The organism is Pedobacter nutrimenti (assembly GCF_032678445.1).
Taxonomy (GTDB): Bacteria; Bacteroidota; Bacteroidia; order Sphingobacteriales; family Sphingobacteriaceae; genus Pedobacter; species Pedobacter nutrimenti_A.
This window is the reverse complement of sequence record NZ_JAVTSQ010000012.1, coordinates 229,661-242,502: the sequence shown is the minus strand read 5'-3', so window position 1 is coordinate 242,502 and position 12,842 is coordinate 229,661. Positions and strand designations below refer to the sequence as shown.

At 38.8% G+C, this 12,842-nt stretch carries 13 protein-coding genes; 7 read left to right on the top strand and 6 right to left on the bottom strand.

Annotation, left to right across the window (positions count from 1 at the left end):
* The gene (locus R2S08_RS22390; RefSeq protein WP_316837230.1) at positions 1 to 1,230 is read left to right on the top strand and encodes an MFS transporter; all 1,230 of its coding nucleotides are present in this window, start codon (positions 1 to 3) and stop codon (positions 1,228 to 1,230) included.
* Positions 1,220 to 2,368, top strand: coding sequence for an NAD(P)/FAD-dependent oxidoreductase (locus R2S08_RS22385; protein WP_316837229.1), 1,149 nt, complete (start codon positions 1,220 to 1,222; stop codon positions 2,366 to 2,368). Before R2S08_RS22390 ends, R2S08_RS22385 begins: the two co-directional genes overlap by 11 nt.
* Positions 2,369 to 2,545: 177 nt before the next feature.
* On the opposite strand, the gene R2S08_RS22380 is transcribed toward R2S08_RS22385, so the two are convergent.
* The 3 genes from R2S08_RS22380 to R2S08_RS22370 form a co-directional block, all read right to left on the bottom strand.
* On the bottom strand, positions 2,546 to 3,979 hold the full coding sequence (locus R2S08_RS22380) for an arabinose isomerase (protein ID WP_316837228.1): 1,434 nt from the start codon (positions 3,977 to 3,979) through the stop codon (positions 2,546 to 2,548).
* Positions 3,980 to 4,069: 90 nt separating this feature from the next.
* The gene (rhaM, locus tag R2S08_RS22375) at positions 4,070 to 4,381 is read right to left on the bottom strand and encodes an L-rhamnose mutarotase (RefSeq protein WP_316837227.1); all 312 of its coding nucleotides are present in this window, start codon (positions 4,379 to 4,381) and stop codon (positions 4,070 to 4,072) included.
* A gap of 7 nt (positions 4,382 to 4,388) precedes the next feature.
* Complete coding sequence (locus R2S08_RS22370) at positions 4,389 to 5,858, bottom strand: GH39 family glycosyl hydrolase (protein ID WP_316837226.1); 1,470 nt, start codon at positions 5,856 to 5,858, stop codon at positions 4,389 to 4,391.
* Between the two features lie 440 nt (positions 5,859 to 6,298).
* On the opposite strand from R2S08_RS22370, the gene R2S08_RS22365 reads away from it, so the two are divergent.
* On the top strand, positions 6,299 to 7,189 hold the full coding sequence (locus tag R2S08_RS22365) for an AraC family transcriptional regulator (protein WP_316837225.1): 891 nt from the start codon (positions 6,299 to 6,301) through the stop codon (positions 7,187 to 7,189).
* 65 nt (positions 7,190 to 7,254) lie between these two features.
* Here R2S08_RS22365 and R2S08_RS22360 read toward each other — a convergent pair whose 3' ends face one another.
* Positions 7,255 to 7,974, bottom strand: a complete 720-nt coding sequence (locus R2S08_RS22360; protein ID WP_316837224.1) for a hypothetical protein — start codon at positions 7,972 to 7,974, stop codon at positions 7,255 to 7,257.
* Positions 7,975 to 8,162: 188 nt separating this feature from the next.
* Positions 8,163 to 8,933: a hypothetical protein gene (locus R2S08_RS22355; RefSeq protein ID WP_316837223.1), complete on the bottom strand. Its 771-nt coding sequence runs from the start codon at positions 8,931 to 8,933 to the stop codon at positions 8,163 to 8,165.
* Between the two features lie 288 nt (positions 8,934 to 9,221).
* Between R2S08_RS22355 and R2S08_RS22350 the strand changes: the two genes are divergently transcribed.
* A complete protein-coding gene (locus tag R2S08_RS22350) occupies positions 9,222 to 9,722 on the top strand; it encodes a nicotinamide-nucleotide amidohydrolase family protein (RefSeq protein ID WP_316837222.1) in 501 nt (166 codons plus the stop codon).
* Between the two features lie 72 nt (positions 9,723 to 9,794).
* Here R2S08_RS22350 and R2S08_RS22345 read toward each other — a convergent pair whose 3' ends face one another.
* Positions 9,795 to 10,205, bottom strand: coding sequence for a helix-turn-helix domain-containing protein (locus tag R2S08_RS22345; RefSeq protein WP_316837221.1), 411 nt, complete (start codon positions 10,203 to 10,205; stop codon positions 9,795 to 9,797).
* A 146-nt stretch (positions 10,206 to 10,351) separates the two neighbouring features.
* Here R2S08_RS22345 and R2S08_RS22340 point away from each other — a divergent pair, with 146 nt between their 5' ends.
* The 3 genes from R2S08_RS22340 to R2S08_RS22330 all read left to right on the top strand — a co-directional run bounded on the left by R2S08_RS22340 (position 10,352) and on the right by R2S08_RS22330 (position 12,827).
* The gene (locus R2S08_RS22340) at positions 10,352 to 10,870 is read left to right on the top strand and encodes a dihydrofolate reductase family protein (RefSeq protein WP_316837220.1); all 519 of its coding nucleotides are present in this window, start codon (positions 10,352 to 10,354) and stop codon (positions 10,868 to 10,870) included.
* A 147-nt stretch (positions 10,871 to 11,017) separates the two neighbouring features.
* The gene (locus tag R2S08_RS22335) at positions 11,018 to 11,875 is read left to right on the top strand and encodes an NEW3 domain-containing protein (RefSeq protein ID WP_316837219.1); all 858 of its coding nucleotides are present in this window, start codon (positions 11,018 to 11,020) and stop codon (positions 11,873 to 11,875) included.
* A gap of 4 nt (positions 11,876 to 11,879) precedes the next feature.
* Positions 11,880 to 12,827, top strand: coding sequence for an ABC transporter ATP-binding protein (locus tag R2S08_RS22330; protein WP_316837218.1), 948 nt, complete (start codon positions 11,880 to 11,882; stop codon positions 12,825 to 12,827).
* Positions 12,828 to 12,842: the final 15 nt, after the last annotated feature.

The following is a 12,842-nucleotide window of genomic DNA, read 5'->3' as shown; positions in this document are numbered from 1 at the left end:
ATGAATTCAACTCAACAGAATAATTCATATTTCACAGGCTATCAGAAGTTTGTCCTCTTCATAATCGCAATTACACAATTTACGGTTGTGTTAGACTTTACAGTCATATCTCCCTTAGGTGATTTCATGATGAAATCACTACTTATTAATACCGCGCAATTTGGTACGGCTGTATCAGCTTATGCCTTCAGTGCTGGCATATCTGGTTTACTTACAGCTGGCTTTGCAGATAGATTTGACCGTAAAAAATTACTTTTGTTTTTTTATATCGGTTTTGCTTTAGGTACATTTTTTTGTGCCATTGCACCTAATTATCAAACACTTGTAATAGCCAGAATAATTACAGGTTTATTCGGTGGCGTTATCAGTTCAATAACGATGGCAATTGTGACAGATTTGTTCAGTATTGAACGACGTGGCAAAGTAATGAGCTATGTACAAATGAGTTTTTCAAGTAGCCAGGTCTTGGGTATTCCTTTAGGTTTATATATCGCAAATAAATTTAGCTGGCAACTACCATTCCTTTGGATTTCCATAATGGCTGGAGTAATCATAATTCTTCTGATATTTAAATTAAAGCCAGTCACTAATCATTTGAAAATACAGACCAATACCTCGGTATTTAGTCACTTGTGGCACACAATATCCCAAAGTAAATACCAATTAGGTTTTTTAAATACTGCATTACTCTCTATCGGCGGCTTTATGTTGATGCCGTTTGGTAGTGTCTTTGCAATTAATAATTTGAAAATATCAGGGTCCCAGCTTCCTTTAATGTTTATGATTACAGGCATCTTTAGCTTAATTACGATGCCCTTGATTGGTAAACTGGCAGATAAAGTAAGTAAGTTCAAGTTATTTGCCGGAGCTTCTATCTCCGCTATAATAATTATCAATATATACACGCATTATACGGTCTCACCTTTTTGGTTGGTTGTGGTGACTAATTTACTGATGATGGCTGCTATTACAATGCGGATGATCCCATCACAAACACTTACAACAGCTATACCCCATCCGCAAGACCGTGGGGCTTTTATGAGCATCAACTCTTCTCTGCAGCAAATTGCTGGTGGTTTGACAGCAATGCTTGCTGGATTTGTTATAGTACGAAAAGATAATTACTCCCCTTTGGTTCACTATGATTATTTAGGCTATTTAGCTTCGTTTACAATGCTTATTACAATCTATTTAGTTTACAAAATCAGTTTTATCATCAATGAAAAATAAAAACATCATGTTATTAGAAAATAAAAAAGTAGCCATCATAGGTGCTGGCCCAGTTGGTTTAACACTGGCCAAACTATTGCAACAAAAAGGAGTAAGCGTAACCGTTTACGAACGTGATAAGAATGAAAATGCCAGAATTATGGGCGGGACACTTGACATTCATATTGACACAGGACAAAAAGCATTGGAAAAAGCAGGGCTTATTGAAGATTTCTATAAAATTGCCAGGCCAACAGGTGAACGGGCGGCAAACATTGATGGCCATGTTATTATGGAAGAATTTCCAAAAGATGCACACCTTTATGACAGACCTGAAATTGACCGGAATGATTTGAGGAAACTGTTGATTGAAAATCTAAATAATGGCACAGTTGTTTGGGATAGAAAATTTCTTTCATTAACAAAAAACAATGGAGGCTATGATTTAAATTTTGATGGAAACTTTGTAGAAACCGCAGATTTGATAATTGCCGCTAATGGAGGAATGTGTAATTTAAGGAAATATGTTACAGATGCTACTCCCCAATATACAGGTACAATCATCATTCAAGGGGAAGTTCTCAATCCTGACATCGACTGTTCAAACTTTAAGGAAATTTGTGGCAAAGGAAATCTGATGGTGATAGGCGAGCAAAAAATGCTTTTCTCTCAAACGAAAGCCAACGATGCCTTAAACTATTACGTTTCGTTCAAAAAACCAGAAAACTGGCTAATTGAACACAAATTAAATTTCGAAGACAAGAACTCAATCATTACTTTTCTTAAAAATCTTTTAGTCAATTGGCATGAAAGTTATCATGAATTATTTTTGGCAACTGATACTTTTACGCTTTTGCCCATGCGTAAAATGCCCCTGGACAATCCTTGGCAAGCAAAAAATAATATTACATTAATTGGAGATGCAGCCCATGTAATGCCCCCATTTTCAGGTATAGGTGTAAATATTGGCTTGTTAGATGCCCTTTATTTAGCGGAAAATCTTACAAGCGGACAATACCAAAATATTGAAGAGGCTATACAAAGCTATGAAATAAGAATGTTTAAATATGCATCAAAAGCCCAACAGGAAACAACAGATGCAGAAGCAGGAATACATTCAGACGAAGATATAATCGATATAATAAAGGACCGAAGATAAAAAGTAACTGGTAATACAAACTTAGATAATTTGGACTGTAAAAGAATTCCACAATATGGAATGGCTATGCTAACCTCAAAGTTAGAAAATTTTAAATGCTGGTAATAGTGTAGATCCGACAGGTGTTTATCTGGATCTACACTATTATCTACGGAAGGAAAAAAGAATCATGTTTTTTCAGCAAACTTGTATAGTATCGATTTTTAATATTTCCCCAAGTTTTTTAATTTTCGAAGCAAGATGACCTGTTCCAACAGCGCAGTGATGGGCAGGTCCTTGTTCGTTCCAGGCTTCGACGAACTTTCTGGCACCAGGAGTAAATTTATATCGGCTATTGGTATTGCCTATTTCCAGGATACTACCCGGAACAGATTCGCCTTCGGCAACCAGGAATTTTAATGTACCCAATCCAGTTTCCACAACAGAGAGTAATGTTACCGGACCATGACTTACAGACATTTCGACCGATAAGCCATTCCCAACTTTTCCATGATAGACCTGGAGTGGCTTCACCTTTATTTTTCCTTCAGCAATACGTGGATGGCAAGGTCCGTCATGCCCCATCAATACCACATCGTCCACATAATCCATTGCGTAATATTCCGTGAAAGATCCGCCGGCATCAAAACTGTCCAGAATTTTCATGGCCTGTACATTCTTAATTTCATATTCACCTGCAACAGGAATATGTTGGCCTGTCAATAGCGAATTACCAAGAATAACCGAAGTAATGGTATTTTCATTAGCCTCGTTACCGGTACCTTTATGATAATACGCAAGAGCGCCCAGCTTATACTTCCCCACCAGTTTATCCAGGGCTACAGCAGTTTGGGCCGCCCGGGTTAATTCCGCTGGAGTACAATCACTTTGAACATCAAATTCCTGTTCTATCTCTAAAAGTTTAGCCTCAATCTCCTTACTCGTAACCAAGGCCCTTAAACCAGATAGCTCATCTACTTCAATTACCTCCATATAACCTCCAAAAGTGGAACACTGTAAGGTAAGATCTGTATAAATATCCATCATTCCGCCATAATAATTTCCCATAATACCCAAACGATTATGGTACATGATCCTGGCAACTTTAGCAGCCTCTATCCACTCCTCTACTTCTTTCCAAACATAAGGATCGTCATTCAGCATCCCGGTGATCTGAAAAAATGGGATTTTACTCCGCTTTAAAACATTGGCTATTTCCGGCACGGCACAGGAAGAACAATGTGCCAGCCACTCGCCAGTCATTGTTGTCCGGTCTGCCAGGCTGTTAAAATGCTGATAATTGATGCTAGCCTCTGGCGAAATGTTCAATACAATAACTGGTACATTTGCTTTTTTAACTACCGGAAGCACAGTAGAAGACAAAGCATAGGTGGAAACGTATAAGAAAAGAATATCAATATCTTCACGTTTAAATTCCGCTCCCGATGTAAAGGCTTTTTCAGGAGTATCAATTAAACCAAGATTAACTATTTCGGCATCAAACATCTCCATATGTTTTGAAACAACATTGACATAACTGATTAACCTTTCCTTCAATCCTGAAAATTGACTCCAATAAGCTTCCAGGCCTATACCAAACAGACCAACTTTCACCTTTATTTTTGTATACATATTTACTTTATTTCTTTAATTACTTCCTGAACAAAGTTCACCGGTCCAATTAGTTGAAAGTGTACATTCCGTTTGTCCTGCGCTGATTTCTTACGGGTTAAAATGAAACAGCTGCTCCAGGTCTGTAATGACCGGAGAACGATCCGAGTTAACCTCCATAATATCAGACATATAATCCCACCATTTCTGTAAAACACTTTGATCAACCGGTCTTTGACCCTGCTCATCAATATGCTGCACGGCAAATAAAGTATTCGTTTCTATATCATGGAAAATACTATACTCACAAATACCACTTGCTTTAAGAAACGCTTTCATCTCTGGCCAGATTGCATTATGCCGTTTCTGATATTCGAACTTAAAACCGGGTTTTATTTTCATCTTAAAGGCTATCTGTATCATGGTATTTTTATTTATTTAAGACAATCATTTTAACAGCAAAGGGTTTCACTACAATTGTATTTTCGTTAACTAAAGACCGAACAGCTTGATCATCCCCTGAAGATTCGTCAATTGTGTTTACCTCTGCACCTTTAAGGTCATCTGACAACTTGAGGGTAATGGTCTTATTTCTTTTATTCAACAATAGTATTCTCTTGACCCCTTTATCCGTAAAAGCCTGTGCCAGAATATCTCCTCCATTATTTCCATCTACATTTGTTCTCACCAGTAGACTACCTGGACGAATATGGTCCTTAATCAATTTCAAAGCCCAAAACCTTGCATTTGGCTTATTATTTAAATAATTGATCATGCTCGCATCAGGAAATTGACTTGGAAAGCCTACCAGTTGTGATTCACCAATAATGTCTATACCAGCCTTGGTGAGCTCAATAAAAAAATAAGCATAAACGCTAGCGGAAAGGTTCCAGAAAGCCGCAGGGATAGGTTGGTTACGCATCTCATCGTTCAGTAAGGCACCAAGTTCATTGATGTCTGTTTTGGTATTTGGAGATAACCGCCTGCGTATATTTTCAATATAGCTCACTGTGTTTATAAAATGCTCAGCCCTGTCAAAAAGCGAATATTCATAGGCATCAAATTTTTGATTGGAGTTTGCACTTGCATAGCAGTGATAGGAGATCATATCAATTGGAATACCTGGTTTATGGTTCGCCGGATTTAAAAAATATTCAAACCATTCAGGTTTCTCGTTAGCCAGGGCCAGACCAACAAATTTAGCGTCTGGCAATATGGTTTGAATAGCAGTAACTATGGCATCATATATTTTGGTATACGTTTTTGGCGACATATTGTGTTCAAAATCTGGCTCATTTAAAACTTCCCAATAAGGAAAATCATAATGATAACCTGATTTATGATATTTGCCCAATTCATCGGTAAAACCTCCTTTGGTGTACCAGCTAATCAGCCTGACATAATAATCTGTTAGTTCTTTCATGGTCGTATCCCGCAGTTCTGTCCCTCCTGCGTAACTCCAGCCTACCTGATTTGCATCTTCAGGATAGGAAACCGGTTTTTCTGTCTTGAACATCCATTGAGGTATGGTACTAAAATTCATAATGACAGGATGCCCCTTTGTCGCTTCCAGAAAGTCAATAGTCATCGGATCAATCAAGCTAAAATCCCAGGAGGTCGTTTTCCCCGGTGCTTCCAATTCAGCTACCGCTAGTTTAGGATAAGGAAACCAGGGAACGTATCTTACATAATCTGCCCCCAGACCACGCAGAGCTTTCATAGCTCCATCGCGCATTGCCCCTTTAGGGCGCAGCATGGGGTTACCTACCACCTGCAATGTAGGAGTGGATTTAGAAACCATTATTGTTTCGTTCCAGTTAACGTTCAACTGAGGGGTTTGCGCATAGCCGATCCCACGATCCAGCAATCCAAATAGGATTATACATATTAACTTTTTCATTGATTTAATTTATATTTTTTAAGAGTGTAAACGGAAAAATATCCTTGATGATCAGTCAGAGCTCCAGCATTGGAGCTGGCTATCTTAACCGATAAACCAGGTATGGGTTGGGCGCTGACAGAATCTATCAATATCCCTTTAATTAGGGATGGCGTTTGTGAGAACAACAAAATTTCCTTTTCATAATTACTATTTGGTTACTAGTTTCAGATAAATATTTGGTTAACTCAAAAGTATCCAAAGAGCAGGGTGGTTTAAATAGAGGTTTTGATAAATGAACCAAAGTTTTTGATTCATTTTAGCAGGAACAAAACCGATCTAAAAAGATTATTGTATATAAAAATTAAAAATTTGATAATTCATTTGTATTTTTTGACACATGGAGTGAAATTGAGCATCAAAGTATTAGTTTTAGTAATTGATTGAGCCGATGTATAACTATGATTAATTTTTACAAGTACCTTCCGGTAAGTAAAGAAGATGAAAGCTGGGGTTTAACCGTGCTTAACGCAGGCTGTACAAATATTGAAGCAACAAATGTATACCCATTTAAAAGTCATCCGGCACACCATAATTTCGATTGGAACAGCTGGAGGGTTTTACAAGAATATCAGATCATTTATATTACAAATGGTCAGGGTATTTTTGAATCAGAAAGTGTTAAACAGATTGAAGTCAGAGCAGGTACGATTATATTGCTTTTCCCCAATGAAAGACATCGATATAAACCGGACAGCAACACAGGATGGAATGAATACTGGGTCGGGATAAAAGGAGATATTGTAGATAACCTCTGTCATTCAGGCTATCTTAATCCGGAGCACCCTTGTCTATACATTGGCTTCAATGAAAGTATATTTAATATTTACAACAGCATAATAGAAAAGACAAAGGAGGAAAAACCGGGCTACCAGCCGCTGATCTCAGGCGCAGTACTCCACCTGATTGGTTCATGCCATGCAGCAATGAAGCAAAGCGCAGCTGAAAACAAAGAAGAAGAGACCATCATTAACCAATCCAGATTACTCTTTCGCTCCAACATCAGCAATTCCTATTCTCCACAACAAGCTGCACAAGATTTAAATGTGGGGTATTCCTGGTTTCGCAAACTCTTCAAAAATTATACTGGATTATCTCCCGGACAATATTATTTACAGCTTAAGATAGAAAAGGCAAAAGAAATGCTGTGCAACAGCAATATCCCTATTAAAGAAATATCCATTGATTTGAATTTTGATTCCAGTTTCTATTTTTCAAAAATATTTAAAGAGAAAACAGGCTTAAAACCAACCGAATATAGAAAGAGAAGCCAGGATGTACTATTTGAATAATTAAAATTCCAGCTTAAGCCTGATTCCTCCAGAAGTCAAATTGGTCTTTAGATTTGAATAGGACCTCATCGGAACCTTAATAAAAGGCTCAATAACCAAATGTTGCTTTTTACTGATCTTTTGGTTAAAGCCGTATGACAAGTTATAAAACCAAGATAGTTCTGTTGCGGAAGCTCATCTGACGCAACGGGAACCGTTTCTGTTGAAGACATCAGTTTACTTTCGAAACCTGGCCCATCCTCTCCGGATACCGGTACATCAACAAGTTTTTTCTCCTCATAAGCCAGCACCTGAGATTTTCGCAGCACACCTGTAACAGATACACCAATACTCACATAGGTATTAGAACTCAAGCTGTATTTGAAATCTATGGGTACATCTAGTCCGGAAATCGAAGTTTGCACAGAAGTAAGGGTTTTTCCCGGAACATCAGGCGGACCCTTTTCTAGTTTGCTTAAGGCCGAAAGCTGATTTAGGGAAAGTCCGGAAGTGATAGAAAACCTGCCATTCAAAGCATACTCCACTTCTCCGCCAACACCCAGCCTCATCTTTCCTGAATTACTGTAACTATTGGATACTAACGCGTTGTATTTCCATTTTTGTATATCATGATGTTCTGCATGGCTATCCTCTTTCAAGGCAAGAAAAGGACTATTTTTTTCAGGAGGTTTTGAATATCGACGAGTAGCCGTAGGATGAGTCCTGAAAGCATTTCTACAGGAATCTTTGGATGGCCCGGAATCCCTGGGATCTCGTTGCGCCGAAATCATTTCACTGGAAGTCATCTTATTAAACCCATTAAACAGGTTGCTACCTGGGAGGTAGCAAGTGCATACCTCATTCGTATTTTGGTCGTAACTTAGGCAAACAGGGACTTTTGTCGAACAATCAGCACTAAAAGGCCGGATCATCGAACAACCAACACCAAAGCAGGTAGGAATGAAGGCCTATCGACGGACAACATTGGTTAATTCTATAAAATATTGTTAAAACAATATTTATGGATCAATTTTTGATACGCATCCTTTTTTCCGATTCTAGCTGCTATAGGTGTACCAAATATTGCCGACATACCGGCGGTTGCAACAAAGGCATCATTGATGATGATTTCTTTGTCTGCTTTTATGGGCTGGCCTTTTGCAGGCGGCAATGAAAAACCAAGTTCCGGCCAGATGCCACCTACAGTATCGGCGCATGAGGTCTCGGTTTGCTCACAGTAATCGGCAAGCGCAGTCAGGTTTTGGAGGTAAAGGATTGACGAGGATTTTGGCCGGGTCTGTGTCAGATAGATCAAACCGGTTCTTGTCCCTTCCTGGCTAATGTGAATCTTTCCAGTTGTATTTTCAGGACGACCGTTTTTTCCGTTCATCAGGATGTCCTTCGGCCAGAAAGGAATCAGCAGATCTTTTTCCGGTTTTAAGTGAGTGGTGTAGTGCAATACCGGATTGGATTGCTGCTGGTCGAAGTTGATTTCGACCCGTTGTTTTCCAGTTTCACTGTCCAGTTCCAAATCGACACCTTGTGTCTTTTCGGTGGTTTTAGTGATTTTCAGGGTTCCTCCTGGACTAAATGCTGCACGGAAAGCAGCTCTCCCACCATTGGGCAGTTCAGCTTTGATCCAGATGGAGTCGGTGGTCTGGTAAACTTTAAATTCAAAACTTCCGGCAACTGTTTTGTAGAGTGCCGTTTGGCTTTCCACTAATTCAGAACTTGAGGATAATGCCCAGGGAGATAATCCATTCATAACAAGCGAGATTTTAAGGTATAATTGATTCAATTGAACAGTAATTTCTGCGCTTTGTTTTGTGATCGTGAATGAAATGCTCGCTGCGTTACCAGAAATTATAAATTTTTCTTAGATGGTCTTGAAATTAGACCATAGACTTTGTTTAGTTTTAAAAAAAATAAACTAAACAATATTAAAAGAGTTATATATGAAAAGGGCTTCATACCCCTTCGGTGTAACAACACAGGGCTATCCTTGGGAGGGGGTAGCCTTTTTAAAACAAACGTTTTACGAAAGTTTATGCAGATGAACCGTGAAATATTATTTACATGTACAGATCTACTGATAAAGAATGAACTTACTATCGCATTTGTTGAAAGTGCTACCGCAGGAAGAGTTTCGGCTGAATTTTCTCTAATTCCAAATGCTGGAAGTTTTTTAAAGGGCGGGATTATTTGTTACGATGCGAAACTGAAAGAAACCTTATTAAATGTCTCAAAAGAACTGTTAGATAATTTTACTCCAGAATCTATGGAGGTTACAAAGGCAATTACAAATGGCTTAGAAGTCCTGGTAAGTTCTGATTTGTATGTTGGGATTACAGGCCTCACAACTCCAGGTGGAAGCGAAAGTGAACAAAAACCGGTCGGAACAATGTTTATTCATTGTCGGTTTCGGTCCGAATCCTTATTCTCAGAAAGAGTCGTATTTCAGGGAAGCCCGGAAGAAATCATATTGCAAACTATTCAGCATATTGCGTTTTTGCTTTGTAGTCATTTAAGTGATCCGCGCCTGTCTTTTAATTAAGCAGTGCCTGGGTTGTATAAGTCTGATAATTTCAGGACTTAACTGCCTAGAATAATCTATTTTTTTCAATAATTAGTCAGTTTCAAGATTAGGAACCGTAAAAGCTTGCTCGTTTGAAGGAATGGAAATTTTTTTTCCGTCTGCGTATAATTTTCCCCATTTACATAAACTGTCCAGAATTGGAACAAGGTCAATGCCCTTATTGGTCAAAATATATTTTATACCTGCCGGTATGGTGTTTGGTATTTCTCTTTTTACAAGAATAGCATGACTTTCCAATTCCTTTAGCTGCCTTGCCAAAACAGTTTCAGATATATTTGGTAATTTCTGTTGCAAAAGGTGGAAACGATCATTTCCCTGAAAGATATAATAAACTATTTGACCCTTCCAGCGGCCACTAATCATACTTATAGCGGAATTGCGTTCACAAAGCTGGAATAAAGACTGTTCATTGGCATAATCTGTAGACTCTTTTTTTCTCATTGTAAAAAATTTTGTTACTAACAATTTTGTCAGTCATTGCGCATCAGGGGAAATTTTAACAATTTCACTAAAGATTAATCCACTAATAAACAAGCTGTTTAGGGAAGAATCTAAATGCAATTTACCAAACTATTAAAATTTCTGATATGAAAACTAGCATTTATATCGCAATTTCTGCGAACGGACTTATCTCTAATTCAAGAAATGTACCGGATTGGCTTTCGCCCGAGTATGGTCAGGGCATGTATAGTATTTGCCAGCAATTTAAGGCGGTAATCATGGGTAAAACAACCTATGATATTATTGCACCTGATTACTTACCACTTAAAAACGATGGTATAACGCTTGTGTTAACTACGCATGAAGATGAAAAGCCTGCAAACCCAACTGTAAATTTCACTAAAGCAAATCCGCATGAAATTATACAACGACTGACGGACGAAGGGTATGAACAGGCTGTGATTATTGGTGGAACAATGACCATAAGCCAATTTATAAAATCCGGAGTTGTTGATGACATCTACTTCATCATAGAACCAGTATTATTTGATGGCGGACTACCTCTGTTGAAAAATGCAACTAGCGAGGTAAAACTCAATTTACTTAATGTAAACAAGTTAAACAATAACACAATTCAACTTCATTACCAGGTTCAGAAAAATTAATGGAATCTAGCTGGCACACCGAATTTTGTTAAAAAATGTTAAATCCATTTGAAAATTTTATTTTCTTTTTTTGATTTGTTCCGTCAAATTAAAACATAACCAGACATTTTTTTTAGGCTATTATATTAAAATTCTAGTGTTTAGATCATGTTAAAAAAATTCTCACTTACTCATTTTTGTGCGAGGTTAAGCTTTCTGTCATTTTTCCTGTTCATTTTCAAAGCATCTCTTGCGCTTTATGCTCAAAACCCAGTTACGAATGGCAACGTCCATTCTGATTTTACGGCCAAACTGATCAATATCGAGGCCGCAACGAATGAGACATTTCGCTATTATACAACCTTGCATAATGGATCTGGTAAGCCAGCCGTTTTTGAATTCAAGACCAGTTTGCCTGCAGGCTGGATGATCAGCTACAAGATTGACGGCAGTCAGGTTACTTCTATCAACATGACCGCAGGTGGTACCCGGGATGTGTCCATAGAGGTTAATGCAACTGCAAACACCGCACCTGGAAAATATTCCATACCTGTAAAGGCAATAGCAAATAAGGATACGTTATTCCTGAACCTGGAGGCAGTAGTAAAGGGATCTTATGGCATAGCCTTAACCACCCCGACTGGAAAACTGAGTGAGGAACTGACTTCTGGCAGTCATAAAGAAATTCATCTGGAAATAAAAAATTCCGGCACTTTGCCATTGAAAGACATTGAACTCTCCTCCCAGTTGCCTACCAATTGGGAGGCGGCTTTCGAACCTGCAAAGATAACGCAACTGGAGCCGGGGAAAACGCAGGCCGTAACAGCAAATCTTAAGGTTCCCGACAAAACAATCGCCGGAGATTATGCCGCCACCTTTACAGCAACAAACACCAATAGCAATGCCCAGGCTGCTTTTAGAATGGTAGTCACAACGTCATGGATTTCCGGGTGGATTGGTATATTGGTCATTCTGCTGGCAGTTTCCCTGGTGTATTATCTGATCCGAAAGTACGGCAGGAGATAGAAAAATGAAAGATTCTATTATACAACTCAGGGGCCTTACGAAATGTTATGGCACTCAAAAGGCCGTTGACCACCTCGACCTGGAAATACATAAGGGAGAGATCTTTGGATTACTTGGGCCTAATGGAGCAGGCAAAACGACTACCATACTAATGATGCTGGGGCTTACCGATCCAACAAGCGGCACCGCAACTGTCTGCGGTTACAATGCGACAAGTGATCCTATTTCTGTAAAGAGAAAAGTGGGTTATATGCCAGATAGCCTGGGTTTCTACGACGATATGACTGCCCTGGAAAATCTGATGTACATTGCCAGGCTGAACGGTCTTTCTGAAAAGGACAGCCGCAACCGTGCATTGGAAATGATGGAGATCGTTGGGCTTTCTCAGTCCATGAATAAGAAAACATCAACCTTTTCCCGTGGTATGAAGCAGCGTCTGGGCCTGGCTGATGTATTGATTAAGCAGCCTGACGTGATCATACTGGATGAACCAACATTGGGAATAGATCCTAGTGGGGTTAGGGAATTTCTCTTGCTGCTCAAGCGCTTGAGCAAAGAACAGGGACTGACGGTGCTGCTTTCCTCACATCATTTACACCATGTTCAACAAGTTTGCGATCGGGTAGGTATTTTTGTGAAGGGCAAATTATTAGCCCAGGGAAACATTGATGCCCTATCGGGCGATTTGTTTAATCATAAAGGTCATGTCGTATCCATTAGCCTGGCAGAATTTATCTCCGGTCCCTGGTTACCCGAACAGGAGCTGGCGCAATGGGAAACAATTAAAAACATCAATATAAGTCAAAACACAATAGAATTTGAATGCACACAGAATATCACGCCCGCTTTGGTCCGTTTTCTAGTTGAAAAGGGATATGATATCATAAGTGTACATCAAAAAAATTATGGTTTGGATGACATTTATCAAAAATATTTTGAGAATGATAATTGAGAAAAATATGGCATC

Bases quoted from the DNA above. Each gene is read 5' to 3' on its own strand.
- R2S08_RS22390 (WP_316837230.1), top strand. From the start codon at position 1: ATGAATTCAACTCAACAGAATAATTCATATTTCACAGGCTATCAGAAG.
- R2S08_RS22350 (WP_316837222.1), top strand. From the start codon at position 9,222: ATGAACCGTGAAATATTATTTACATGTACAGATCTACTGATAAAGAAT.
- R2S08_RS22365 (WP_316837225.1), top strand. From the start codon at position 6,299: ATGATTAATTTTTACAAGTACCTTCCGGTAAGTAAAGAAGATGAAAGC.
- R2S08_RS22335 (WP_316837219.1), top strand. From the start codon at position 11,018: ATGTTAAAAAAATTCTCACTTACTCATTTTTGTGCGAGGTTAAGCTTT.
- R2S08_RS22340 (WP_316837220.1), top strand. From the start codon at position 10,352: ATGAAAACTAGCATTTATATCGCAATTTCTGCGAACGGACTTATCTCT.
- R2S08_RS22380 (WP_316837228.1), bottom strand. From the start codon at position 3,979: ATGTATACAAAAATAAAGGTGAAAGTTGGTCTGTTTGGTATAGGCCTG.
- R2S08_RS22345 (WP_316837221.1), bottom strand. From the start codon at position 10,205: ATGAGAAAAAAAGAGTCTACAGATTATGCCAATGAACAGTCTTTATTC.
- R2S08_RS22360 (WP_316837224.1), bottom strand. From the start codon at position 7,974: ATGACTTCCAGTGAAATGATTTCGGCGCAACGAGATCCCAGGGATTCC.
- R2S08_RS22370 (WP_316837226.1), bottom strand. From the start codon at position 5,858: ATGAAAAAGTTAATATGTATAATCCTATTTGGATTGCTGGATCGTGGG.
- rhaM (WP_316837227.1), bottom strand. From the start codon at position 4,381: ATGATACAGATAGCCTTTAAGATGAAAATAAAACCCGGTTTTAAGTTC.
- R2S08_RS22385 (WP_316837229.1), top strand. From the start codon at position 1,220: ATGAAAAATAAAAACATCATGTTATTAGAAAATAAAAAAGTAGCCATC.
- R2S08_RS22330 (WP_316837218.1), top strand. From the start codon at position 11,880: ATGAAAGATTCTATTATACAACTCAGGGGCCTTACGAAATGTTATGGC.
- R2S08_RS22355 (WP_316837223.1), bottom strand. From the start codon at position 8,933: ATGAATGGATTATCTCCCTGGGCATTATCCTCAAGTTCTGAATTAGTG.